Annotated in this window: 23 protein-coding genes; 7 read left to right on the top strand and 16 right to left on the bottom strand. The window is 67.6% G+C overall.

Annotation, left to right across the window (positions count from 1 at the left end):
- Positions 1–44: 44 nt before the first annotated feature.
- The 4 genes from MAY35_RS17935 to MAY35_RS17920 form a co-directional block, all read right to left on the bottom strand.
- Complete coding sequence (locus MAY35_RS17935) at positions 45–1,289, bottom strand: SfnB family sulfur acquisition oxidoreductase (RefSeq protein WP_238422657.1); 1,245 nt, start codon at positions 1,287–1,289, stop codon at positions 45–47.
- Entirely contained in the window at positions 1,286–2,398 is a 1,113-nt protein-coding gene (gene sfnG, locus MAY35_RS17930) for a dimethylsulfone monooxygenase SfnG (RefSeq protein ID WP_238422656.1), read from the bottom strand. Before sfnG ends, MAY35_RS17935 begins: the two co-directional genes overlap by 4 nt.
- 52 nt (positions 2,399–2,450) lie before the next feature.
- On the bottom strand, positions 2,451–3,629 hold the full coding sequence (locus tag MAY35_RS17925) for an LLM class flavin-dependent oxidoreductase (protein ID WP_238422655.1): 1,179 nt from the start codon (positions 3,627–3,629) through the stop codon (positions 2,451–2,453).
- Between the two features lie 174 nt (positions 3,630–3,803).
- Entirely contained in the window at positions 3,804–4,466 is a 663-nt protein-coding gene (locus MAY35_RS17920; protein ID WP_238422654.1) for a TetR family transcriptional regulator, read from the bottom strand.
- 159 nt (positions 4,467–4,625) lie between these two features.
- Here MAY35_RS17920 and MAY35_RS17915 point away from each other — a divergent pair, with 159 nt between their 5' ends.
- The 4 genes from MAY35_RS17915 to MAY35_RS17900 all read left to right on the top strand — a co-directional run bounded on the left by MAY35_RS17915 (position 4,626) and on the right by MAY35_RS17900 (position 8,292).
- Positions 4,626–5,747 carry a ferredoxin reductase gene (locus MAY35_RS17915; protein ID WP_238422653.1) on the top strand — a complete coding sequence of 374 codons (1,122 nt, stop codon included), beginning with the start codon at positions 4,626–4,628 and terminating at the stop codon, positions 5,745–5,747.
- Positions 5,748–5,808: 61 nt separating this feature from the next.
- Positions 5,809–7,023, top strand: coding sequence for an acyl-CoA desaturase (locus tag MAY35_RS17910; protein ID WP_238422652.1), 1,215 nt, complete (start codon positions 5,809–5,811; stop codon positions 7,021–7,023).
- A gap of 145 nt (positions 7,024–7,168) precedes the next feature.
- Positions 7,169–7,675, top strand: coding sequence for a hypothetical protein (locus MAY35_RS17905; RefSeq protein ID WP_238422651.1), 507 nt, complete (start codon positions 7,169–7,171; stop codon positions 7,673–7,675).
- Between the two features lie 119 nt (positions 7,676–7,794).
- Positions 7,795–8,292 carry a DUF4395 domain-containing protein gene (locus tag MAY35_RS17900; protein ID WP_238422650.1) on the top strand — a complete coding sequence of 166 codons (498 nt, stop codon included), beginning with the start codon at positions 7,795–7,797 and terminating at the stop codon, positions 8,290–8,292.
- Between the two features lie 9 nt (positions 8,293–8,301).
- Here the strand turns inward: MAY35_RS17900 and MAY35_RS17895 are convergent, their stop codons facing one another.
- From MAY35_RS17895 to MAY35_RS17845, 11 genes are all read right to left on the bottom strand, one after another.
- Positions 8,302–8,478, bottom strand: a complete 177-nt coding sequence (locus MAY35_RS17895) for a hypothetical protein (protein ID WP_238422649.1) — start codon at positions 8,476–8,478, stop codon at positions 8,302–8,304.
- A gap of 30 nt (positions 8,479–8,508) precedes the next feature.
- Positions 8,509–9,456, bottom strand: coding sequence for a Ppx/GppA phosphatase family protein (locus MAY35_RS17890; RefSeq protein ID WP_238422648.1), 948 nt, complete (start codon positions 9,454–9,456; stop codon positions 8,509–8,511).
- Entirely contained in the window at positions 9,453–10,001 is a 549-nt protein-coding gene (locus tag MAY35_RS17885; protein WP_238422714.1) for a DUF501 domain-containing protein, read from the bottom strand. The genes MAY35_RS17890 and MAY35_RS17885 overlap by 4 nt, the downstream gene beginning before the upstream one ends.
- A gap of 10 nt (positions 10,002–10,011) precedes the next feature.
- The gene (locus MAY35_RS17880; protein ID WP_238422647.1) at positions 10,012–10,680 is read right to left on the bottom strand and encodes a septum formation initiator family protein; all 669 of its coding nucleotides are present in this window, start codon (positions 10,678–10,680) and stop codon (positions 10,012–10,014) included.
- A 12-nt stretch (positions 10,681–10,692) separates the two neighbouring features.
- On the bottom strand, positions 10,693–11,976 hold the full coding sequence (eno, locus tag MAY35_RS17875) for a phosphopyruvate hydratase (protein ID WP_238422646.1): 1,284 nt from the start codon (positions 11,974–11,976) through the stop codon (positions 10,693–10,695).
- Between the two features lie 197 nt (positions 11,977–12,173).
- Positions 12,174–12,947: a lytic transglycosylase domain-containing protein gene (locus MAY35_RS17870; RefSeq protein WP_238422645.1), complete on the bottom strand. Its 774-nt coding sequence runs from the start codon at positions 12,945–12,947 to the stop codon at positions 12,174–12,176.
- Positions 12,948–13,116: 169 nt separating this feature from the next.
- Positions 13,117–14,037, bottom strand: coding sequence for a formylglycine-generating enzyme family protein (locus MAY35_RS17865; protein ID WP_308192469.1), 921 nt, complete (start codon positions 14,035–14,037; stop codon positions 13,117–13,119).
- Entirely contained in the window at positions 14,034–15,947 is a 1,914-nt protein-coding gene (cysC, locus tag MAY35_RS17860) for an adenylyl-sulfate kinase (RefSeq protein WP_238422644.1), read from the bottom strand. Before cysC ends, MAY35_RS17865 begins: the two co-directional genes overlap by 4 nt.
- On the bottom strand, positions 15,947–16,912 hold the full coding sequence (gene cysD / locus MAY35_RS17855; RefSeq protein WP_238422643.1) for a sulfate adenylyltransferase subunit CysD: 966 nt from the start codon (positions 16,910–16,912) through the stop codon (positions 15,947–15,949). The genes cysC and cysD overlap by 1 nt, the downstream gene beginning before the upstream one ends.
- A gap of 17 nt (positions 16,913–16,929) precedes the next feature.
- A complete protein-coding gene (locus MAY35_RS17850) occupies positions 16,930–17,772 on the bottom strand; it encodes a Stf0 family sulfotransferase (RefSeq protein ID WP_238422642.1) in 843 nt (280 codons plus the stop codon).
- A gap of 141 nt (positions 17,773–17,913) precedes the next feature.
- Complete coding sequence (locus MAY35_RS17845) at positions 17,914–19,323, bottom strand: sulfatase (RefSeq protein ID WP_238422641.1); 1,410 nt, start codon at positions 19,321–19,323, stop codon at positions 17,914–17,916.
- A gap of 334 nt (positions 19,324–19,657) precedes the next feature.
- Here MAY35_RS17845 and efeU point away from each other — a divergent pair, with 334 nt between their 5' ends.
- The 3 genes from efeU to efeB are packed head-to-tail and all read left to right on the top strand — an operon-like array spanning position 19,658 to position 23,144.
- Positions 19,658–20,617, top strand: coding sequence for an iron uptake transporter permease EfeU (gene efeU / locus MAY35_RS17840; RefSeq protein WP_238422712.1), 960 nt, complete (start codon positions 19,658–19,660; stop codon positions 20,615–20,617).
- Positions 20,614–21,822, top strand: coding sequence for an iron uptake system protein EfeO (gene efeO, locus MAY35_RS17835; protein WP_238422640.1), 1,209 nt, complete (start codon positions 20,614–20,616; stop codon positions 21,820–21,822). The genes efeU and efeO overlap by 4 nt, the downstream gene beginning before the upstream one ends.
- Positions 21,819–23,144, top strand: a complete 1,326-nt coding sequence (efeB, locus tag MAY35_RS17830) for an iron uptake transporter deferrochelatase/peroxidase subunit (RefSeq protein WP_308192468.1) — start codon at positions 21,819–21,821, stop codon at positions 23,142–23,144. The genes efeO and efeB overlap by 4 nt, the downstream gene beginning before the upstream one ends.
- A gap of 118 nt (positions 23,145–23,262) precedes the next feature.
- Here efeB and MAY35_RS17825 read toward each other — a convergent pair whose 3' ends face one another.
- Positions 23,263–24,189, bottom strand: coding sequence for a MazG family protein (locus MAY35_RS17825; RefSeq protein ID WP_238422639.1), 927 nt, complete (start codon positions 24,187–24,189; stop codon positions 23,263–23,265).
- Positions 24,190–24,254: the final 65 nt, after the last annotated feature.

Genomic DNA, 24,254 nt, shown 5'->3' with positions numbered 1-24,254 from the left:
TCTCGCCCGGAGACCGGGCCTGAACGCAACGCGATGCCACGCGACTAGATGACGCCGTGCAGCGGCGGCTCCTCACCGCGGAGCACCCAACGACCGATGTGCTGGTACTTCCATCGCACCGGATCGTGAAGGGTGTGGGTCCGTGCGTCGCGCCAGTAGCGGTCCAATCCCGTTCCCGCCGCGGCGCTGCGGGTGCCGCTCACCTCGAACAGCGCCGACGCCACGGGTGTCGCCACCCGATCCGCCACGGCCTTGGCGGTCGCCACCGCGATCGACGCCTCCGCGACCGCGCTGCGTGCCGCCGTCGGGTGAGCGCCGCCCGTCACCTCGTCGACCCGACGGCCCGCCGCCGCGAGTGTCGCCTCCGCGGTTGCGACGTCCACCTCGAGCTCGCCGAACCGCTGCACCACCAACGGGTCGTCGACGGCACGGTCGACGCCCGCCTCGAACCAGGGCCGCGACTTGGTACGGACGAACTCCGACGCCTCGCGGAGTGCTCCCCGGGCGATACCGACGTCGATCGCGACGTGCAGCAGCTGGGCGAAGGCCCCATATCCCGTCGGCGCCGAGGTGGCCGGCGCTCGCTCGACAAGGTCGTCGATTCCGACGTCGACCCCCGTGAACCGAACCGTTCCCGAGCCCGTCGTGCGCTGGCCGACGGCGTCCCAGTCGTCGACGATCTCCACGCCGGGCGCATCGGCCGCGATGAACGCCACGTAGTCGCCTGCGGGTGAGTGCCCGTCGGTCGACTCCGCTCGGGCCAGCACGGCCAGCGTGTCCGCGAACAACGAACCCGTGCAATAGAACTTCTCTCCGTCCAGAACGAACCGCGAGGCCGAGGCAGCGGGACGCAGACTGGTGGAGATGTCGGCGACCGTCTTGCCGCCGCGCTCGGACTGGGCATTGGCGACTCGCCCGCCGCCCAGCACCTCGGTGAAGATCCGCTCCTGCAACGACTCCCGCGCAGAGAGCCGTACGAGGTTGAGGTAGACGAAGTGACTGTGCGGGATCTGGGCGATGCTCGCGTCCGCGGCTGCCAGGATCGACACCACCTCGGCCAGCACGCTCGGCCGCACATCGAGACCCCCGAATCGTGCGGGCACGGTGAGCGCCAGCAGACCCGACTCCGAGAGCCGGTCGATCTCGGCATGGGGCAGGCGCCGCTCGCGGTCACGTTCGGCCGCGCCGACCGCGAACTCGGCGGCCAGTTCGCGGGCCACCGACAGCGCCTCGGCGTCGGTCGCGATTCGCGCCGCGGTACCGGCCCGGGGCTGGTCCACTGCGGTCACGCCACCCCCGCGGGCGTGTGCGCGGCCTCGATCTCGCGGACGAGCGGCAGGACCTTCGCCCCGAAGTATTCGATCTCCTCCTGGAAGTGCAGGAAGCCACCGAGGATGAGGTCGACGCCCAGGCGTTTGTAGGCGACGATGCGCTCGGCGACCTGTTCCGGTGTACCGATCAGCTGGGTACGGAAGCCGTCGTTGTACTGGACGAGGTCCTCGAAGGACGAGTCGGCCCACATGCCCTTCTTGTCACCGGTCGAGTTGCCTGCCTGCTGGACCGCGTCCCGGAAGCCCTCCACCGCAGGGCGATTGGCCTTTTCGACGATCTCGCGCAAGGTGTCGCGCGCTTCCTTCTCGCTGTCGCGCGCGATGATGAAGCCGTTGAGTCCGAACTTCACCTCGCGCTCGTGGGCACGTGCGACGGCGCGGAGGTCGTCGAGTTGTTCGGTGACCCCGTCGAAATCCTTGCCGTTGGAGAAGTACCAGTCCGCGTGACGTCCCCCGTTGTTGCGGGCAGCCGACGAGTTACCGCCCTGGAACAGTTCCGGGTTCGGACGCTCAGGGGTGTTCAGCGGCTTGGGCTTCAACGTGAAGTCGTGGATGCGGTAGAAATCGCCCCGGTAGTCGACGTTGTCCTCGGTCCAGATCTTGCGGATCACCTCGAGGAATTCGCCGCTGCGCCGGTACCGCTCGTCGTGCTCGAGCCAGGGCTCGCCGAGGTGGGTGAACTCGTCCTTGAACCAGCCGCTCACGACGTTGATGGCAAACCGACCGTTGGACAGATGATCCGCGGTCGCCCCCAGTTTCGCCAGGACGGCCGGATGCCACAACCCCGGGTGCACCGCGGCGATGACCTTCAACCGCTGGGTGGCGAGCAGGAGGGCGAGACTGAAACTGGTGGACTCGTGCTGGAATTCGGCTCCGTAGCTCGCCTCGTACCGCACCTGCGACAGCGCGTACTCGAAACCGTTGTTCTCGGCGGTCTGTGCGAGTTTGACGTTGTACTCGTGGTCCCAGCCGGTGCGCTGCTCGATGGTGCTGGTGACCAGCCCGCCGCTGACGTTGGGCACCCAGTAGGCGAACTTGATCTGGTCCGCGATGGACTCGGTGGACATGGCTACCTCCGCGAGGTGTCGGTGACGTGATGGGGGTGAAAGAGACTGCGGGTCAGGATGATGCGGCCTGCAGGCGCGGCAAGAACGCGGTGCGCACGGCCTCGGACGGGCCGGCCGACTCCGGGTCGAGCAGCCCGAGTCGTGCGAGGGCGGGCCGGACTCCGTCACCGAAGTGATAGGCCTCCTCGAGGTGCGGATACCCGGAGAGGATGAAGTGGTCGAGACCCAGCGCCGCGTATTCGGCGATGAGCGCGGCGACCTCATCGTAGGAGCCGACGAGCGCGGTGCCCGCGCCGCCGCGAACGAGTCCCACGCCTGCCCAGACCCCGGGATGGATCTCGAGGGAATGCGGATCGTCGAGACCTCCGAAACCCGCACCGCGGCCGTGTAGTTCGGACATGCGCCGCTGCCCCTCGGACTCCGAGCGTGCGAGGTTCTGCTGCGCTGTCGCCACCTGGGCGGGGTCGAGAGCCCCCAGCAGACGCGCCGCCTCGGCCCATGCCTGCTCCGACGTCTCGCGGGCGATGACGTGGAAACGGATGCCGTGCTTCAGCTCTCGCCCCTGAGCGGCGGCCAGGCCGTTCACCCAGGCGATCTTCTCGGCGACCGCATCCGGACGCTCACCCCAGGTGAGGTAGGTGTCGGCGTGCTTGGCCGCGACATCACCGGCGGCAGGCGACGACCCCCCGAAGAAGATCTCGGGAGTCGGGTCGGGGCGTCGGCCGAGTTGTGCGCCTTCTACGCGCAGGTACTTCCCGACCACATCGACGGGCTCCTCCTCTGTCCAGAGCCGGCGGATGATCTCCAGATACTCGTCGCATCGCTCATACCGGGCGTTCTTCGCCAGGAAGTCGCCGAACGCGCGCTGTTCGCTCGACTCTCCGCCGGTGACGACGTTCACGAGCAACCGGCCCTGCGAATGCCATTGGAACGTTGCGGCCATCTGGGCGGCAAGGGTCGGCGAGATGAGCCCGGGACGGAAGGCCACCAAGAACTTGAGACTCTCCGTGGCGTCGATGAGAGCCGCGGTGGTCAGCCACGCGTCCTCACACCACAGGCCCGCTGGCGTCAGCACGGCCTCGAAACCGTTGGCCTCGGCAGCGCCGGCCAGTTGCTTGAGGTATCGCAGGTCGGCCGGGCGGTCCCCCGTCATCTGACTCCCGTGCCCGCCCGCGATCAGGTTGCGCGAGTCGCCATAGGTGGGCAGGAACCAGTGGAAATGCAGAGACACCGCGAGGGCACCTTTCGCTCGGTCGGCAGGAGTCGGGCACGACACCGCCACGAAGCCGCGCGGTGTACTCGCCCAGTGTCTGCACGGGTCCGAACCCGGGCCACCATTGAAATCGCGCTGAGGGCAAATCGACAATCACCGGCCGCGAACGCTACGACGACCGGCGGCCGCAGGTCAGTCCGTGGTCGGACGCCACTGCCCCATTCCGAGGAAGACCATGACGAGACGACGTTCGGTGCGCTCGACGATCTCCTTCTCCGCACCCCGCCCCCGGTACTCGCCGTCGAGCAGGTCGGCCACCGCGGTCAGCATGATCGTCACGATCAGTTCGGCCGCGAGTTCGAGGTCGTCGGATTGCCAGCGTGCGAGATCGGGCAACCGCGCCAGGTCGATCGCGAGTTCTTTCGAGAACAGGCGGAGTTCGGTGTCGATGGCACGACGGATCTCCGCGATACCGCCGTGCTGCTCGCGGACGAGGAAGCGGAACTGCGACTCGTTCTCCCGCACATGCCGCAACAGAATGGCGAGCGAGTTCTTGGCCGTGGGCATCGCCTCACGGGCCGCCAGGTCTCGCCGACCGTCACGTAGGGCACGGCGCAGCACCCGCATCGAATCCTCGACCACGGTGACGCCGAGGTCCTCCATCGAGGCGAAATGGCGGTAGAACGCCGTCGGCACGATCCCGGCACCCCGAGCCACCTCGCGCAGGCTGATGCTGCCGAAGCTGCGCTCACCCACCAGCGACCGCGTCGTGTCCAGGAGAGCCTGCCGCGTCTGGTTCTTCCGATCGGCACGCGTCTGAGCGTCGCGCTGGCTCGACTCTCGGGTGCGTGTCACATGCCGAGTCTAAGCGCCGCACGCGGTCGCGAATCCCAGGACCCGTCGGCGGTGGTGACAGCCGTCACATCAGCGAATCCTTGACTCTCACCTGCCGACCCGTGTCACACTATCGGGTGTACACATGTACACCGAAATATCCGGAACGGAGCCCAGCCCATGAGCATCCGCATGCCCCAGAATCCGACCCGCCGCACGGACGGCGCCACCCCCGGTCGGTGGAGCCGCCTGGTCGGGTCGATCGTCGAGGCGGCGCTGTCGCCGCATCCGGTCGACCGCTACCTCGAGCTGGTCGATCCCATGATGACCTGGCGAGACCTGCGCGGTGAGATCGTCCGGGTCGACCACCCCACCTCGCGCACCGTGCGCCTCACCATTCGCCCGACCCGCCAGTGGCGCGGGCACGAGGCAGGACAGTTTGTCCAGCTCAAGGTAGTTGTCGACGGCGTCCGCCACACCCGCTGCTTCTCGCCGGCCAATGCCGCCGCGGGACCCGACGGAGACATCGAGTTGACCGTCACCGCCCACGACGACGGCCTGGTCTCCACGCACCTGCGCGAGCATGCACGCGTCGGCGACGTCGTCGGCCTGTCCAACGCCGAAGGCGAGTTCGTCCTGCCGGACACCGACCCGACCTCGGCCGTGTTCGTCAGCGGTGGCAGTGGGATTACACCTGTACTCTCAATGGCAAGAACACTCGTCGCCCGATCGTACGGTGGTCCGCTCACATTCGTGCACTATGCACGCACCCCGTCCGACGTCGCCTACCGCGACGAACTGGCGGAGCTCGCAGCCGCCCACCCGAACGTCGAGTTGCGCATGCACCACACGCGCGAGGACGGTGACGGACACTTCACCGCCGCCCACCTCGACGACATCCCGGGCCTGACCGACGCCGACGTGTTCGTCTGCGGCCCCACAGCCCTGATGGATGCTGTCGCTGCCGCCCACGAGGAGATCGGCATCTCCCAGCCGCTGCACAGCGAGGCGTTCACGCTGGCAGCTCCGGCGGTGGACCCCGACTCGGTCGACGGCGAGATCACCTTCTCGCGGTCCGACACGTCGGCGACCAACGACGGACGGCCGATCCTCGACCAGGCCGAGGCCGCAGGCCTCTCACCCGAGTCCGGGTGCCGGATGGGGATCTGCTTCTCCTGCGTCGCGACGAAGAAGTCCGGCTGCACCCGCAACGTCCTCACCGGCGAGATCGACGACGAGTCCGACACCCAGATCCAGCTGTGCATCAGCGCTCCCGTCGGCTCGGTCGACGTCGAGATCTGACACGCTGCCTCGCCCCAATCCATTCATTCCCCTCATCTCCTCTCCTCAAGGAGGCACACCGATGACCATCGACATCAGCCGCGACATCGACCCGACCGTCGCCGACAACCTGCCCGCACCGCGTCTCGAGTCGCTCGACACACCGCCCCGGCGCGACGCCAACACCGTTGTCCTGTCCTACGAACAGGTCGAGGCCCTCGGCCGCGATCTCGACGAGCTGCGCAGCCGGATCGTCGCCGATCTGGGACAGAAGGACCGCGACTACCTGTACAAGGTCATCCGCGCCCAGCGTGGATTCGAGATCGGGGGCCGGGCTCTCATGTACCTCGGGTTCTTCCCGCCCGCATGGATCGCCGCCGTCGGCGCCCTGTCGGTGTCGAAGATCCTCGACAACATGGAGATCGGCCACAATGTCATGCACGGCCAGTACGACTGGATGCGTGAGGACACCTACAACTCGCGAGAGTTCGAGTGGGACACCGTGTGTCCGGCCGAACAGTGGAAGCACAGCCACAACTACCTTCACCACACCTTCACGAACATCATCGGCGAGGACCGCGACATCGGCTACGGCATCCTGCGCATGGACCGTGACCAGAAGTGGAATCCCTACTACCTCGGTAACCTCGGGTACGCGACGGCGCTCATGCTGCTGTTCGAGTGGGGCGTCATGCTGCACGACCTCGAGGCCGAGAACGTCATCCAGGGCAAGCGCAAGTGGAGCGACATCAAGGGCCTGCTGAAAGGCATGTGGCGCAAGGCAGGCCGCCAGGTGCTCAAGGACTATGTCGTCTTCCCCGCCCTCACCGGCCCGCTGTTCGTGCCCACGCTCGTCGGCAACGCGACCGCCAACCTGGTGCGCAACGTGTGGACGTACTCGATCATCTTCTGCGGCCACTTCCCCACCGGCGCTCAGACTTTCACGTCGGAGGAATGCGCAAACGAGACACGCGGACAGTGGTACCTGCGCCAGATGCTCGGCTCGGCGAACATCACCGGCAGTCCGCTGTTCCACATCATGAGCGGCAATCTGTCGCATCAGATCGAACACCACCTGTTCCCGGACCTGCCGGCCAGCCGCTACCCGGAGATGTCCGCCGAGGTGCAGGAGATCTGCGAGCGGTACGGGTTGCCCTACAACACCGGCTCACTCAGCCACCAGCTCGCATCGACGTGGAAGAAGATCGCGAAGCTGTCGCTGCCCAACTGGATGACCCGCGACGACGACGACCTCACCGTGATCGTCGAACGCGAGAAGCCGGGCGCCGTCGCCTGACAGTGTTCGCCTGAGAGCGGTCGCCCGGCAGGTTCGCCTGACACCGGAGATCGAGACGGTTTGATCAGTGTGCCCCGGGGGTAGCCTCGGGGCACACTGCTACTGGCACCGTCCCGCAACCGACCCGAGGGGAATCCACGAGACGATGGTCGACAGCATCGAACGCAACAAGGACTTGTTCCAGGAACTGATCGAATCGACAGCGACTCACGTCGGCCGCATCGCCACGATCATCACCGGCGCAGTCGCCGGTGTGACGCGCGAGATCGGTGAGATCGTCACCGACGGCTTCGAGATGCGTGAAGCGGCGCGCAAGGCGAAGGCGGACGCGGGGTCCGGACACGACACCTCCGGGATCATCGACGCCGAATTCGCCGACACACCCGAGGTCGACGACTTCGAGGGCGACCTGGACCAGCCATATGCCGAATCAGAACAGGCGAGAAAGGTGACCGGAGTGACCATGGACGAACTGCCCGACCGCATCGACGTCGGAGAACAGACCGGTATCGACCAGGAGGGCGAGATCTCGCGCCACGCTGAAATGCCCTCCGATGGTGGTGAAACCGATCAGGACGAGCCCGATGTCGCCGATCCCCGGGAGATCGCGGCCGAGGAGCCTCGGATGGATCCCGACATCGATCACCTCTGACGCAGCCCGGGAGGACCGGAACCGGCATCCCTTCGAATCCGGCTGGGTACAACCTTTGCCAAAGCTCGGGCGCGCCCGTAGCTTGGTCCTGGTTTTTCTAGGTCATGGAGGTTCTGTCGATGTCGGTGCGTGAGGTCTTCACCTTTCCCAACCCCGTGAACGACTACGCCGCGCGGACCACCGCCGGCCTGGTCGTCGCGCTGGCCATCGTCGCCGTCGCGATCGACACCCCGGTGCTGTACGGCCTGCTCGCGCTCGGATTCGTCCTGCGCGTCGCCTCTGGACCGACCCTGTCGCCGTTCGGACAGTTGTCGGTCAAGCTGCTGGTACCGAAGGTCGTCCGCAAGGAGAAGCTCGTCCCCGGCCCGCCCAAGCGTTTCGCCCAGGCGATCGGCCTCGTCGTCAGCGGTACGGCCTTCGTGTTGAGCCTGCTCGGTTTCGGACTGGCCGCCCAGATCACCACCGGTGTCCTGATCGCCGCCGCGACTCTCGAGTCGGTCTTCGGATTCTGCCTGGGCTGCACGATCTTCGGTTTCCTGCAGCGCCGCGGCATCATTCCCGACTCGGTGTGCGAGGCCTGCAACAACATCTCGCTTCGCGACCCGGCCGCCGTCTGAGCGGCCCGGTCAGCCGTCGGACTTGACCGCGCGATCAGGCACCGTCATGGCCATCATCATGATCTCGGTCTCGCTGTAGTCGCGGCCGGGGTGTTCGGCCGCCAGGTGCGCCTGCACAGCCGGCACGAAGTCGTTCTCGAGGGCGGTGATGGACTCGCCACAGGGGCAACGCAGGTTGTATGCCATACCTCGCATGGTAACCGGGACGCGCCCGGCTCAGTCGAGGATTCCGAGCGCGATACCGTCGAGGATGTCGTGTTCGCTCACAACGAGTTCGGTGATGTTCGCGCGCTCGGCGAGCACCCTCGCCAATTCCAGGGTGACCAGTGCGCCACCGCCGATGACGTCCACCCGACCGGGGTGCATGGGGCCCAGCACAGCGCGGTCGGCTCGGGTCATACCGATCAGGTCGCGGCAGACCCGTTCGAGGTCGGTCAGCGAGATCCGGGACAGGTGAATCCTGCCCGAGTCGTACTCCGGGAGTCCGGCCCCCAGTGCGGCCAGCGTGGTCATCGTGCCCGCGACCCCGACCCACGTACGGGCGGACTCCACCGGGACGGCCGCGAAGGCCTCTGCCAGACGCTCTCGTGCGAATTCCGTCGCCGCGGCGATCTCCGCTTCCGTCGGCGGGTCCGAGGGCAGAGCCCGTTCGGTCAGCCGGACACAACCGATATCCGCGGAGTGGGCCGCGGTGACGCCACCGGCATCACCCAGCACGACCTCGGTCGATCCGCCCCCGAGGTCGGTGACCACGAAAGGCGCTCCGGCAGCATCCAATTCGCCGACGGCTCCGCGGAACGACAGCCGTGCCTCCTCGTCGCCGGAGATGACCTCGGCGACAGCGCCCGTGGCCACGCAGCCCAACAGGTCGGCGGTCATCGCGAAGAACTCGTCGCGGTTCGAGGCGTCGCGCGTCGCCGACGTCGCCACCATCCGCACCTTCTCGACACCGAGCGATTCCATGGTGTCGACGTAGTCGGCCAGGGCCAGCCGGGTCCGTTCGATCGATTCCGCAGCGAACATCCCCGTCGCGTCGACGCCGTAACCGAGACGCACGACCCGCATCTCGCGGTGCAGATCAACGAGCCGCCCGTCCTCCCCCGGCTCGGCGACAAGGAGGCGGATCGAGTTGGTGCCGCAGTCGACGGCGCCGACGACGGTCATTCGCCGGGCCCCTCGTCGTGCGGTGCGAAGGTCTCGGCCTCCGGCCAGTCCGCGGGAATCGCTGTGCCGCGCAATCCATTCGCCGCGGCGAGGGCCACCGCCTCGTCTCCGAGCGGATTGACCCCCGGCCCCTTGGCGAGGGAGTGTGCGATCAGGACGTGCAGGCACTTCACCCGGTCCGGCATGCCGCCACCGGTGAAATCCGTACCGAGCGACTCGATCGCATCGCGCTCGGCGAGGTAGTCCTCGTGCGCGCGCCGGTAGGCCGCCGCGAGTTCAGGATCCTCGTTCAAGCGGGCGGTCATCCCCCTCATGACGCCCGCCGACTCCTGGCGACTGGCCTCGGCGGTCAGCCGCGGGTCGGTCAGGTAGTAGAGCGTCGGGAACGGGGTGCCGTCGGGCAGCCGCGGGGCGGTCTTCACGACGGCGGGACGCCCGTCGGGCGTGCGATAGCTGATCTCGAGGACCCCGCGCGGTTCGCGACCCAGTTGGCTCGCGACCGTGGCCAGGTCCTCCGCGGAAACACCGCTGCCGGAGGCGTCCACCGTCACCGGCTCACTGCGCCACGGGAGGGGTCGACAGGGTGTCCCAGAGGTTGCCGTACCAGGGTGCGCGGGCGCGCTCCTCGGCGCGTTCGGCGGCCTCGCGACGCGCTTCGTCGGCGGGGAACAACATCACGAGCGGGATCTCTCCTGGTTTGACGAACTGCAGTCTTGTCCGCGCCTGCGCTTCGATGTAGGCGGGATCGTTCTGCTCGTTGACCTTCTGCTGGTAGTCGGCGACCTCGCGCTGCAGCTGTTCGTTCGACGCCGTCAGCTGACGGAACTCGGCCCGCTGGCTGAAGTACGTCCGCAACGGCATCGCGAGGGTCAGCGCCACGACGCACACCACGACGACGGTGATGACCAGCGTCGCGAGCGTCGCCGGGGTCATCTCGAAGCCACGCAACCGCGACCCGAGCCCGGACCTGCCCCGGACCCGGGTGCGTGACGTGCGGGACCGGTCCGTATGTCCGGCGGCGGCGGTGGCGGTGGTGTCGGCGGCTCCGGTCGCATCGGGCACGAGCTCCTGCTCGCCGGTCTCGATCACCGAGTCCACGGTGTCCGGGGACACCGGACGAGCCCGCCGCCGCGTGCGACGGGCACGCTCGCGTGAGCGCGCGTCTACCCGACGATCGCGCCCACGCTGACGCCCGTCACCGCGGTGACGACGCTCAGAAGCCATGCGGACAGCTAATCACGAACCAAACGAGAAACGCGGGAAGGCGAGGTCGCCCGCGTAGCGTGCCGCATCGCCGAGACCTTCTTCGATGCGCAGCAGCTGGTTGTACTTGGCGACACGCTCGGAACGAGCGGGCGCACCGGTCTTGATCTGACCACAGCTGCAGGCGACGGCGAGGTCGGCGATGGTGGTGTCCTCGGTCTCGCCCGAGCGGTGGCTCATCATCGTCTTGTAGCCGTTGTTGTGTGCGAGGGCGACGGCGTCGAGGGTCTCCGTCAGCGTGCCGATCTGGTTGACCTTCACCAGCAGCGCGTTGGCGATGCCCTTGGAGATGCCCTCCTCGAGACGCTCGGGATTGGTCACGAACAGGTCGTCGCCGACGAGCTGTACACGATCGCCGATCGACTCGGTCAGCTTGGCCCAGCCGTCCCAATCGTCCTCGGACAGACCGTCCTCGATCGAGACGATCGGGAAGTCGCTGATGAGCTTCTCGTAGAAGGAGACCATGTCGTCGGCGCCGAGTTCCTTGCCCTCGAGCTTGTAGGCGCCGTTGGAGAAGAACTCGGTCGCCGCGGCGTCAAGAGCGATGACGACGTCACGCCCGAAGTTGTATCCGGCCTTGCCGACCGCTTCGCCGATGACCGCGATGGCCGCCTCGGTGTTCGGCAGGTCCGGGGCGAAGCCACCCTCGTCACCGAGGGCGGTGCTCATGCCCTGCTTGCTCAGGACGCCCTTGAGGGCGTGGTAGACCTCGGCACCGCAGCGCAGCGCTTCCTTGAAGGTCGGAGCGCCCACGGGCGCGATCATGAACTCCTGGAAGTCGATGCCGTTGTCGGCGTGCTCGCCGCCGTTGATGATGTTCATCATCGGCACGGGGAGGATGTGGGCGTTGGGTCCGCCGATGTAGCGGAACAGCGGCAATCCGGCGGACTCGGCGGCACCCTTGGCCACCGCGAGAGAGACACCCAGCAGCGCGTTGGCGCCGATCCGGCTCTTGTCGGGGGTGCCGTCGCAATCGAGGAGCGCCTGATCGACGAGACGCTGCTCCTCGGCCTCGATACCGATCACGGCCGGTGCCAGGTCACCGAGGACACCCTCGACGGCCTTGGTGACACCCTTGCCCAGGTACCGCTCACCACCGTCACGCAGTTCGACGGCCTCGTGTTCGCCGGTGGAGGCACCGGACGGAACAGCGGCGCGGGTGAACGTGCCGTCGTCCAGGACGACCTCGACCTCGACCGTCGGGTTTCCCCGCGAATCGAGAATCTCACGCGCACCTACCTGCTCGATGATTGCCACGGCTCAACCCCAATCTCGGTGTACGGCTTCGCCGGCGATCTCAGTAGCGCATTCGTGCTCTCGGGCCGCCTACGCCGACGACGGTCGGCTTGTGGCGCCGACCGATAGGGATGAGCCTAGTGGCTGCACCGATGCCGCATGTGACAAGGTCGGCGCAATCGCCGGGCCCGCCCCGAACTGCCGGAGACCGGACCGGATCAGAATCGAACGTTGATCGAGTACGCGTTTGCGTGATCGCGGACGTCGAGGACGTAGGCCATCGAGTTGTTGTAGGTCCGGACGGCCTTCTCCCACCCCTCCGGATTCGTCATGTCGTTGCCCGAGGAGACACAGAGGTAGCGCGCCGCCGACAAGGCGGCGTCGTCGATGTTGTCCGGGTCGGGGACGCCGTCACCGCTGGCGTCGACGCCGTAGCGCTTCCATGTCTCGGGGATGAACTGGAACGGGCCCATCGCGCGGTCGTGGGTGGGATCTCCGTCGAGCTCGCCGCCGTCGGTGTCGCGGATCTCCATGTTGCCGCGGGTGCCGTCGAGTTTGGCGCCTCGGATGGGCGGGCTGACGTCTCCGTTCTCGGCGACTTCGGAACCGCGGTACTGGCCGTGTTTGCTCTCGACGCCGGCGATACCGGCCAGCGTCGTCCAGGCGATTCCGCACTCGGGGTGCTGCTGACGCTGGATCTCGGCGGCGTTGCCGTAAGCCTGCAGGGAGACGATCGGGATACCGGTGGACTCCGAGATCGGCACCGCCCAGTCGTGCATCTTGTTCGCGGTGCGCCCGGGGGCGTTGATGTCGATGTAGGGCTGGGGCACACCCGCCCCCGGCGGGATACCCTCCGGGATGTCGGGCCTGGTCAGCGACGGTAGGTCGATGCAGCCCGCGAGCAGTACCGATGACGCGACGGCGACACCCGCGGCGACGACGCCGTTCCTCCACGAGTTCCGACGCTCCGGCCCTCGGCCCTGCACACGCATTCCAGCACTACTCCCGTCTCGGTCCCGTCAGGTCTCGCATGATCGGACTTCTCTGGTGACTCGACCGAACACGATCGCACAGTCGGCGTTGTCGGCGGAAAATCGACACACAGTCACCCTGACAACTGTCGACGGGGTCGTGGGGTTCCCGCGCCCCGGAACGGGTCGGTCAGCTCCTCGACGCGCCCGCGGTGCGGAAGCCGATGTTGCTCGCCGACGAATGCGGCGTGTTGTTCGAGCGGGCGGCGACCCGGTAGCGACGACAGTACGAGTCGTGGCACAGGTGGCTGCCACCTCGCAGCACGCGCGCAGTCCCCCGTTCGGGGCCGGTCGGATCGCGCCGTTGCGAGACGCGGTAGTACCGGGCACTGAACCGGTCGGCACACCATTCCCACACATTTCCGGAGCACTGATACAAGCCGTGGCCGTTGGGTTCGAACTCCCGCACCGCAATCGTTCCGACGCCCGCGTCCGGGCGGTCCGGGAACTCGCCGCGAAAGATGTTGCAGCGCGGCATCTCCGACGACGGGGCGTGATTTCCCCACGGGTATCGCGCCCCGTGACGGCCGCCCCGCGCGGCGTATTCCCACTGCGCCTCGGTGGGCAACGAGCGGCCGGCCCATCGGCAGTACGCCAGGGCATCGGAATGACTGACGTGCACCACCGGGTGATCGGCCTTGTCGTCGACGGTGCTCCCGGGTCCCGTCGGCGCGCGCCAGGACGCCCTGGACACCGCCAGCCACCACGGGGTCGTGGTGACGGGTTCGCCCGGTGCCGTCACGTAGAGATGGAACACCGCCGACCCACCCAGCCGTTCGGCGTCGGTCTCATGGCCGGTTGCTGTGACGAACCGCTCGAACGCGGCGTTCGTCACCGCGGTCGTGTCGATCGAGAACGCGCTGAGCTCGACGTCGTGCACCGGGGTCTCACCGTCGGCGCGATACCCCTCGTCGAAGGCGTCCCCCATCGCGAAGCTGCCGGCCGGGAGGTCGACGGTCTCGACGAGGTGACGCCCGGACCCCTCGCAACCGGTCGTGCGGGCCTGCGGGGCGAATCCGGGTGACGGCCCCGGAGGATGGCAGCAACTCACCCGTCCATGATGCCGCGGTCCATCAGCGCGCCGAGGACCAGCGAGGCCAGTCGGTCGATGTCGGCGCCGGTGGTGTCGAAACGCAGATCCGGCCGTTCGGGACTCTCGTACGGCGCGTCGACGCCGGTGAGCCCGCGCAGTTCGCCTCGCCGGGCACGCTCGTAGAGGCCCTTGGGGTCACGCCGCTCGCACTCGGTCACCGGAGTGGACACGTGCACCTCGATGAAGTCGAGGTCGGCGGCCCGATGGAGTTCGCGGGCGATCTCCCGGTCGGAGTGAAGCGGCGACACCATCGACGCGATCGCGATCACGCCGGCGTCGGCGAACAGGCGCGCGACGTGACCCACCCGGCGGATGTTCTCGGCCCGGTCTCCCGCCGAGAAACCCAGATCGTCGGAGATGCCGTGCCTGATGTTGTCGCCGTCGAGCAGGTAGGCGACCCGGCCTCGGCTGACGACTGCCCGTTCCAGGGCGACCGCGACCGTCGACTTGCCCGATGCGGGCAGTCCGGTCAGCCACACCGTCGCGCCACGCTGACCGGTGTGCGCCCAGCGTTCCGCCCGCGCGAGTGAGCTCGGGTGCCACTTGATGTCGTTGCGAGTCGCCTTGCCCGGGATGACTTCGCGAGGCTCCAGGATCGTTCCCGCCCCGACGGTGTCGTTCGACGCCTCGTCGATGAGGATGAACGCGCCGGTGTCACGGTTGTGGGCGTAGGGGTCCGCGGGCACCACCGACGACGTCCGCAGGGTGACCGTGCCGATGTCGTTGAGTACCAGTTCCCCCGGGCCGACGTGCTCGATCAGCGTGTCGGGGTCGAGGCGGCGTTCCAGCGACTGGACGGTGGCGCGGACGGTCGACGGTCCGTGCTTGAGTGCCACCCGGTCCCCTGCCCGCAGCGGCGTGCCCGACAGCCAACACACGTGGGCGTCGATCTCCCGCGCCGCAACGGGGAGGTGGGCGCCCTCGATCCCACTGACCACGACATCGCCGCGACCGATGTCGAGGTCGTCGGCGATCTGTATCCCGATCGAGAGTGGCGCCACTGCAACGTCTCTCGCAGGGTCCAGGGTGTCCAGGGCGGTGACGGTCGATCGGCTGCCCGACGGGAGCACGACGATCTCGTCGCCGACGCGCAGCGTCCCCGACGCCAGCCTGCCGGTATACGTGCGCCGGTGGGATCCGCCCGGACGCGACACCCATTGGATCGGTAGCCGCAGTTCTTCGGCGACGGGCGCCGGGGCGTGGAGTTCGATGTCCTCGAGGTACTCGAGAAGTGTCGGACCGTCGTACCAGGCAGTGTTCGGCGACCGGTGGACCACATTGTCGCCGTGCTTGGCCGCCACCGGGACCGCCTCGATCTCGTCGATGCCCAACTGCACGGCCAATTCGGCCAGATCGGCGCGGATCTCGTCGAAGCGATGCTGCGAATGGTCGACGAGATCGATCTTGTTGACCGCCGCGATCACGTGCGGAACCCCGACCAGCGTCGCGATCCGCGCATGTCGCCTGGTCTGCCTCAGCAACCCGTGCCGCGCGTCGACGAGCAGGATCGCCACATGCGCATTGGAGGCGCCGGTGAACATGTTGCGCGTGTACCGCTCGTGTCCCGGGGTGTCGGCCAGGACGTAACTGCGGGTGGGGGTCGAGAAGAACCGATAGGCGACATCGATCGTGATGCCCTGCTCTCGTTCGGCCCGCAATCCATCGGACAGGGCCGCGAGATCGATGTCGCCGTCCGGGTCGGTGACCGCCGCGAGATGATCGCTCGGCAGGCTGCCCGTGTCGTGCAGGATTCGACCGATGAGAGTGGACTTTCCGTCGTCGACGCTGCCCGCCGTCGCGATACGCAGGAATTGCCTTGTCGCCGTGTCGGTCCCGTCGAAGGCATGGTGCGCAGTGGTGAGAGTCATCAGAAATACCCTTCGCGCTTGCGATCTTCCATGGCGGCGCTCGATGTCCGGTCGTCGGCGCGTGTCTCGCCACGCTCGGAGACAGTGGATTCGCTGATCTCGGCGATGATCTCGGGAATAGTCGTGGCCCTGGACGGAACCGCACCGGTGATCGTCAGGTCGCCGACGGTGCGGTAACGCACCCACTCGCGCCGTACCACGTCGCCGTCGCGCGGACGCGAGAATTCCGAGACCGCGAGCAGGATGCCGTCACGGTCGAACACCTCCCGCTCGGCGGCGAAGTAGATCGACGGCAGCGCGAGATCCTCGAGTTCGATATAGCGCCAGATGTCGGTCTCGGTCCAGTTCGACAGGGGGAACACCCGCACGGACTCTCCGCGCCGGATGCGCCCGTTGTACAGCGACCACGGTTCCGGCCGCTGTGCCCGCGGGTCCCACTGTCCGAACTCATCGCGGAAGCTGAAGATCCGCTCTTTTGCCCGGGCACGCTCCTCATCACGGCGGGCACCGCCGAAAGCGGCGTCGAATCCGCCCTCCTCGAGCGCATCGAGGAGCGTACGGGTCTGCAGGCGATTGCGAGAACCCGACGGATCAGTCGACTCCCCCACACGTCCGGAATCGATGGACTCCTGGACCGAGGCCACGATGAGCTCGATGCCCCCGGGGTTCTCGGGCGTCGGCGCGACCCGACGGTCGCGGAACTCGATCACCTCGTCGAAATTGTGTCCGGTGTCGACGTGCATGATCGGAAACGGCAGCGGAGCGGGTCGAAATGCCTTCTCCGCCAGCCGAAGCAGAACAATGGAGTCCTTGCCACCGGAGAACCGGAGCACGGGGCGCTCGAGTTCGGCGACCACCTCGCGGATGATGTGCACCGCCTCGGCTTCCAAGACGCGGATCGCGGCGACGTGATCGAACCCCGCGGACCCGGCGCCCTCGGTCGCCCCCTCGTCGAAGGTGGTCACTGTCTCGCCAAGTGTGGTCACAGTGGGTACCCGTTCCGTTCGGCGTCGTCTCGATAGCGTCGGGCCCACTCCTTGGACCGTGAATTCGATTGGGGTTTCAGGGGCGGCGGGGGCGCGAGCGCCGGGTCCTGTCCGATCTTCTCGAGGACCCTGGCGGTGGCTTTCGTCGGATCGTCGACGAGCTCCCGGAACTCGATGTCGAGGGGTTCGATCCCCTCCGCGGCGAACCACTTGCGCCACTGGCGTTCCTGTTCGCGAAGGATTCCGGCGAGGTGCGCGATCCCGACCGCGTGATACTGGGCCCCGTCTTCTTGGGCCCCGTCTTCTTGGGCCCCGTCATCCTGGGCCCCACTTTCTTCGGCCCCGCCGTCGCGCCACACCCGGGTCTGCACCGCCCGCCACATCGACACCGCCTGCGGCACGACATCCTCACGGTGGACATGGACGAACAGCGGGTCCCCGTCGAACAGCCACCGGATGGCTTCTCGGAGTGAGCCGGCGCCGATGCGGGAACGGGCGATCAGCAGCGGCGTCTGATTCCACATCAATTTGCCTCCCCATACGCCGTTCTCGGTGCGCCCGGCCTCGAGCACGTCGGCGCGCCAGGTCTCGGCGTCACGGATGTCGACCTCCCCGGGCTCGACGGGGGCGAGCAAGTCGAGGACGGAAGGATCGGTGACGCCGGCAAACCATTCGCGTGGCTGCGGGGCCCGCGACGTCGCGGGGAAGAACTGGAAGAACTCCTCGGGTCGGCCCGCCACCCGAGTGGCGCCGAGCGATTCCACGAGAAGCGTGCTGCCGCTGCGCTGGCTCGCACACACCAGGTAGTTCACCGGCCTCGGCGGAGACGTTGCTGACATGAGAGTCGAGTCTAACGAGCCAAAAACCGGCCGCAACCTGGACTTTTACGCCCACCGAGCCGAAAACCCTTGACACCGGGGCGCGGTCGTGGGTCCGCTAGATCAACCGTCCCGGACAGGACGGACATCGACATGCCGGGCTCAGCGGTCGCCGGACGTGACCTCTCCGGCCAGCTCGCGCCGGGCCCCCTGCGGTCGCCGTGACGGCAGCACCTCCTCCTCGGTCGCGACCTGCGCGGCCTTGGCGTGGAACGCATCCATGAAGGCCTGCGCGATCGCCGTGCCGGTGGCCTCGTCGGGTAGGTCGTCGCCGGTGTCCGCGCGCCACCGCGCGAGCGAGGCGGCCATGGCCGACCGGATGCCGGCACAGGACGGGTCGTCGGCCAGATTGTTGCGCTCATGGGGATCGGAACGCAGGTCGTACAGTTCGACTCGACGTCGATCCCGTTGTAGATCCTGCTGATCCAGCGATCTCGCGGACAGGCTGTCGGCGACGTCGAGCGGCAGCAGCAACGCCGGCCGCGCCGCATAGTTCTCGATGTAGCTGTACTCCTTGGTCCGCACGGCGCGAATCGGGTCGAACGCGTCGTGGTAGGTCTTCTCGGTGAACACCTCGGTGCGCACGGACCCGCCGCCGTCGTCGTCGAGGATCGCATCGGCGTGCGAGTCACCATCGATCGATTCCGGGATGCCGACGTCGAGCAGCTCCAGCAGCGTCGGAGTGAGGTCGACCCCGGAGAACAAGTCCTCGTACACCCTGGGCTCGAGCCCGCGTCGCGTCGGCGGGCGCATGATCAGTGCGACGCCGGTCCCCTCCGCGTACAGCGTCGATTTGGCGCGCGGGAACGCCAGCCCGTGGTCGGTGACGAAGACGATCCATGTCGACCGGTCCAGACCGAGTTCGGCGACGGTGTCCAGCAGACGTCCCACCGCCGCATCCGCCTTCGTGATGGAACCGTGCAGACCTGCCAGGTCGTCGCGTACGTCGGCGGTGTCGGGCAGAAATCCCGGTACCGCGATACCACTCGTGTCGGCGGGGGTGTACTCATCGGCCGGGTAGGGCCGGTGCGTCTCGAAGAAGCCCGCGGTCATGAAGAACGGCCGGTCGTCGGCGACGTGACGCCGCAACCAATCCTGCGACTGCTCCACCACGTAGTCGCATCGCGAATCGGACACATCCACCGCATCGAATCCGAGCGTGGCCGGGTCCGCGCTCTCGTGCTGCATCCCGAACAATGCCGAACGATAACCCGCACCACCGAGCAGGGCCGGCAGCGTCCGGACGTCGGGAAAGTACTCGAATCCGTGATGGGCCAGTCCCACGAGTCCGTTCCGGTGCGGGTAGCGACCGGTGAACAGCGAACCCCGCGCGGGTGAGCAGAGCGGCGCGGTCGCGTGTGCGTCGGTGAACCGGATGCCATCACCGGCCAACGCGTCGAGAACCGGACTGTCGACCCCGTCGGCGCCGTAACACGCCAGATGCCTGCCCAGATCATGCCAGTGGACGAGGATCACGTTGTCGCGGTCGACGCCGTCGCGGGGGGAGATCATGCACCCATGATGACCCAGACCGCTACCGATCCGATGCCCACGCGCGGAAGCGAATCCGACAATACGCCCACGCCACTGCCCGGCCACATGAAATCACAGTGAGCAAAAGTCCTGGCCGGGGCAGGTTCTCGCGGGGCAGGCGTGGATATGAGGCGATATGCCCTATGCCGGATGCGTTTCCGCAGCTAACGTTTCTCAGGTCAGGCTGAGCGTGGTTAGCCTCAGCGAAGTAGCCGGCGAGATCCGCGCCGGAGGGGATGGGTTCGTGTCAGTAGTCGCTTCGGGCGGCACGTGGTTCGCAGCAGCGGACGGTGCACCGTCGACGTTCACCCAGATGTTCGGCAGCGGCCTGATCGGCCTCCGCGAAGGCCTCGAAACCGGCATAGTGGTCATGGTTCTCGTCGCTTACGTGGTGAAAACCGGCCGACGCGACGCGCTCGTCTGGATCTGGACCGGTGTGGCCGCCGCCGTCGCCATGGTCATCGCGGTCTTCCTGGTGATCCACTTCGGCACCTCCACGATGACGCCGCTCGCTGCGGAGACCATTGCCGGTATCGCGTCACTTGTCGCCGTCGTCATCGTCACCTTCATGGTGTTGTGGATGAGCAAGGCCGCGACGCACATCTCGGCCGACCTCAAGAGCGGGATGTCCCAAGCCCTGGTCGCCGGACGGGCATCGGTCCTCGGACTGGCTTTCCTCGCGGTCGGGCGCGAGGGCTTCGAGACGGCCCTGCTGATGGTCGGATACGCAGAGAGCGTCTCCGGCGGGCTGTGGCCGCTGGTCGGCCTGCTGCTCGGCGTTCTCGTGGCGGTGGCGCTGACGGTGCTGATCTACCAGGGGGCCATCCGCCTCAACTTCAGGCTCTTCTTCACCTACACCGGCATCTTCCTGATCTTCGTGGCGGCCGGCATCCTCACCTACGGCATCGGCGCGCTGCAGACCGTCGGGTGGCTGCCCGGGGGTAACGTCGTGGCCTTCGACATATCCGCCGGCTACGACGCATCGTCCTGGTACGGCACCGTTCTCGGCGGCATCTTCAACTTCCGACCGGACCCCACCGTGCTGCAGGTCATCGCGTGGATCGCCTACGTGGCCGTCGTCACGACGGTCTTCTGGCGGCGACAGCACGGCCCCCTGCCCGCATCGGTCGCGAACCAAGGGACCGCGGCCCCAGACACCGCGCTGCCAGACACCGCGGCAGATCCGAATACCGAACCGCACACCGGGCCCGGCCCGCACACCGCGCAGAGCTCCGCGACCGCGAAGCCCGCGACCGAGAGGAACCCTCAGTGAATCGCAGAACCGGGAAGGCCGCAGCCGCGGCCGCGGTGGTCGTTCTACCCGTGCTGCTGGCCGGATGTACCGAGAAGGCCGGTTCCGACGGCGCCATCGCGGTCACCTCGACCAACGACGCCTGCGATCTCGCGAGCACCGAGGCCTCCACCGGCAACGTCGATTTCACGGTCACCAACTCCGGCAGCAAGGTGACCGAGTTCTACGTCTACGGCAACAACAACCGTGTCCTCGGCGAGGTCGAGAACATCGGACCGGGCCTGTCCAGCAATCTGAGTGTCGAGATCGTCGAACCCGGCACCTACACGGTGGCCTGCAAACCGGGCATGGTCGGAACCGGAATCCGCACCGATCTGACAGTCGGCGGCGAGCGCAAAGAGAAGGCCGACGTGCCGTCCGACGTCACCGCGGCCAAGGCGCAGTACCTCGAATACGTGCGCAATCAGGTGAACACGCTGCAGACACAGGTGTCCGAGTTCGTCGGCAAGGTCAAATCGGGTGATCTCGAGGGCGCTCGCGCCCAGTTCGGTTTGGCCCGTACACCTTACGAGCGCATCGAACCGGTCGCCGAATCGTTCCCCGACCTCGATCCCGCGATCGACATGCGCTGGGACGACACCGAGGACGGCACCCTTCCCTTCACCGGTTTCCACCGCATCGAACGGTTCCTGTGGCCGCCCACGCCCGCGGAGATCGGCGATGCGCCGGGGCAGATCACCCCCGCCGACGCGGAGAACGCACGCGCCACCGACAACCCGCAGGCCATCGCACCGATCGCCGACCAGTTGCTCGCCGACGTCACCATGCTTCGCGACGAGGTCAACAAGCCGGAGTTCGATTTCGAGACGGGCTCTTTCGTCAAGGGACCGCAGGCACTCATCGACGAGGTCGCCGCCACGAAGATCGACGGCGAGGAGGATCGCTACTCGCACACCGATCTCTGGGACTTCGCCGCCAACGTCGACGGGTCCGAGACCGCGATCGCCACCATGCAGCCGATCATCTCGGCCAAGAACCAGGCACTGATGGACAAGATCACCGCCCAGTTCGCCACCGTGCGCGATTCGGTCAACACCTACCGCTCGGGCGACGGTTACGTGTCCTACACCGAGGTCACACCCGACCAGCGTAAAGAGCTGTCGAACCAGATCGACGCGCTCTCCGCCACGCTCTCGCAGGTGCCCGGGATCGTGTTGCAGCAGTGAGCGAGTCGGCTCCCCACCCGCAGTCACCGGCACCCGAGGTGCCGGGCGACCCGACGCGCCGCGGGTTCTCGCGTCGGGCGATGATCGGCGGTGCCGGCGCCGGAATCCTCGTCGCCGCAGGTGGGGTGGCCGTCGGTCGCGCATCGGCGGCCTCCGACGAGCCGCGGCCACAGGTCGTCGCGTTCCGCGGTGAGCGCCAGGCCGGAATCGTCACCGAGGCACAGGATCGTCTGCATTTCGCCAGCTTCGACGTCATCACCGACTCCCGCGACGAGCTGATCGCGATGCTCCGCCGCTGGACCGATGCCGCCGAACGGATGAGCCGCGGGCAGGAGACGGTCGAGGACGGCGCGACCGGCCTCGGGGACTACACACCCCCCGCCGACACCGGGGAGGCCCTCGGCCTCGGCGCCGCCGATCTCACTCTGACGATCGGTTTCGGTCCGGGCCTGTTCGGCCCGTGCGCGGCCGACCCCGATCGGCCCGACCGTTTCGGCATCGCCGAACGCAAACCCGCTGCGCTGGTTGATCTCCCGATGTTCGCGGCGGAGAAGATCGAACCGGCGCGATCGTACGGCGACATCTGTGTGCAGGCCTGCGCGAACGACCCCCAGGTCGCCGTCCACGCGATCCGCAACCTCGCTCGGATGGGGGTCGGCGTGGTCTCCGTGCGCTGGTCGCAACTGGGTTTCGGCCGGACGTCGGCCACCACCCAGACCCAGTCGACTCCGCGAAACCTGTTCGGCTTCAAGGATGGAACCAACAACCTGCGCGCCGAGGACACCGACCTGCTCGATCGCTGGGTCTGGGTCGGTCCCGAGGACAACCCGCCGTCTGCACAGTGGATGACCGGCGGCACCTATCTCGTCGCACGACGAATCCGCATGGACATCGAACCCTGGGACCGTGCGCATCTGCTCGAACAGGAGCAGATCGTCGGCCGCACCAAGGCGTCCGGCGCTCCGCTCGGCAAGACCGACGAGTTCGACGACCCCGACTTCGTCGTCACCTCCGGCGGGTCGCCCGTGATCCCCCGCACCTCGCACGTGCGGCTGGCGCATCCGGACAACCTCGGCGGTGTCCGAATCCTGCGCCGCGGCTACAACTTCACCGATGGATCGGACGGCTTCGGGCACCTCGACGCAGGCCTGTTCTTCATCGCCTTCAACCGAGACACCGGCCGGCAGTTCGTACCGATGCAGCAGACCTTGTCCCGCAAGGACGCGATGACCGAATACCTGATCCCCAACGGATCGTCGGTGTTCGCGATCCCACCGGGGCTGGCGCCCGGCGAATGGTGGGGCCAGCGGCTGTTCGAGTGAGGCGGGGCCGCGACCGGCCGTCCCGCCCCCTGAGGTGCGAGGAGCACCGCGCCATCCCGCCCCCTGAGGTGCGGGGAGCGAAAGCGACGAGCCTCGAAGGGCAGGCGAGACAGCCGCGCTAGGCGTCCGAGGTTCGACGCACCCGCTGCTCGGCGAGCACACCCGCCCACGCCTGGGGCGAGTCGAGGGTGACGCCCCGCTCGGCGGCGAGCGCCTCGGCGGCCCGTACGTCGGACATCAACGCGAGCGCACGGTCACGCGCCTGGGCCTCGATGCTGTCGTTGCCTGCGGTCACGGTGACGGTCAGGGTCTCCGCGGGAATGGTGTCCACGGGATAACCCGCGGCGGTGAGTCGTTCGAGCACCTTCTGCAGCAGCGCGAGGGCGGGCTGGGTGGTCGCCACCCCGTCGAGGACTGAACCGCGCCGTTTCTCGGCCGCCTTGCGTTCCTCCCATTCCCGGATCTGCGTCTCGAGATCGGAGTGCGCACCCGACAGAACGCCGGGGGTGCGGCCCATCACCTTCTCGGTGAAACTGCGGGCGACGTCGTCGATGTCGAACGGCGCCTGCGGATCATCGGCGGCGATCCGCGCGTGGAACAGAACCTGGAGCAGGAGGTCGCCGAGTTCCTCCTTCAGCTCGTCCCGGTCACCGGACTCGATGGCGTCGAGGAGTTCGTAGACCTCCTCCAGCAGGTAGCGGCGCAGCGAGTGGTGCGTCTGGGTGCTCTCCCAGGGGCCGGTACGACGCAGCGTGTCCATCAGGGCGACGGACTCGAGCAGCGCCGACCCCGAAGCCGTTGAGGAGGCGACGATCTCCTCGCCGCGGTCGACGCGCGCACGGACCAGCGGATGGTCGGGATCGGTGCTGACGAGAACCGACTCGGGGTCATCGGCGGTGTCATCGAAAACGGGCTCGACGTGATCGAACTCCCAGAGGATCGTTGCGGGGACGTCCTCGGTGACCTTGACCGGCCCGGCGAGCATGCCGCGCGCACGGATGGGGATCAGATCGGGCCGTGCCGGGTCCAGCAGCACCACCGTCATGCGTCGTACGTCCTTTCGCTACCCCCGCCGTCTCTGATCAACCTATCCCCCACCGATGAAAACCC

Source organism: Gordonia sp. 'Campus' (genome assembly GCF_022206305.1).
In the GTDB taxonomy this organism is placed as follows: Bacteria; Actinomycetota; Actinomycetes; order Mycobacteriales; family Mycobacteriaceae; genus Gordonia.
Note: the sequence above shows the minus strand (reverse complement) of the source record. Positions and strands in the feature narration are given on the sequence as shown.

Excerpts from the sequence above, each read along its gene's own strand:
- sfnG (WP_238422656.1), bottom strand. The coding sequence starts at position 2,398 with ATGTCCACCGAGTCCATCGCGGACCAGATCAAGTTCGCCTACTGGGTG.
- MAY35_RS17915 (WP_238422653.1), top strand. The coding sequence starts at position 4,626 with ATGAGCATCCGCATGCCCCAGAATCCGACCCGCCGCACGGACGGCGCC.
- MAY35_RS17910 (WP_238422652.1), top strand. The coding sequence starts at position 5,809 with ATGACCATCGACATCAGCCGCGACATCGACCCGACCGTCGCCGACAAC.
- MAY35_RS17905 (WP_238422651.1), top strand. The coding sequence starts at position 7,169 with ATGGTCGACAGCATCGAACGCAACAAGGACTTGTTCCAGGAACTGATC.
- MAY35_RS17900 (WP_238422650.1), top strand. The coding sequence starts at position 7,795 with ATGTCGGTGCGTGAGGTCTTCACCTTTCCCAACCCCGTGAACGACTAC.
- MAY35_RS17895 (WP_238422649.1), bottom strand. The coding sequence starts at position 8,478 with ATGGCATACAACCTGCGTTGCCCCTGTGGCGAGTCCATCACCGCCCTC.
- MAY35_RS17890 (WP_238422648.1), bottom strand. The coding sequence starts at position 9,456 with ATGACCGTCGTCGGCGCCGTCGACTGCGGCACCAACTCGATCCGCCTC.
- MAY35_RS17880 (WP_238422647.1), bottom strand. The coding sequence starts at position 10,680 with ATGGCTTCTGAGCGTCGTCACCGCGGTGACGGGCGTCAGCGTGGGCGC.
- MAY35_RS17870 (WP_238422645.1), bottom strand. The coding sequence starts at position 12,947 with ATGCGTGTGCAGGGCCGAGGGCCGGAGCGTCGGAACTCGTGGAGGAAC.
- cysC (WP_238422644.1), bottom strand. The coding sequence starts at position 15,947 with ATGACTCTCACCACTGCGCACCATGCCTTCGACGGGACCGACACGGCG.
- MAY35_RS17850 (WP_238422642.1), bottom strand. The coding sequence starts at position 17,772 with ATGTCAGCAACGTCTCCGCCGAGGCCGGTGAACTACCTGGTGTGTGCG.
- MAY35_RS17845 (WP_238422641.1), bottom strand. The coding sequence starts at position 19,323 with ATGATCTCCCCCCGCGACGGCGTCGACCGCGACAACGTGATCCTCGTC.
- efeU (WP_238422712.1), top strand. The coding sequence starts at position 19,658 with ATGTTCGGCAGCGGCCTGATCGGCCTCCGCGAAGGCCTCGAAACCGGC.
- MAY35_RS17825 (WP_238422639.1), bottom strand. The coding sequence starts at position 24,189 with ATGACGGTGGTGCTGCTGGACCCGGCACGGCCCGATCTGATCCCCATC.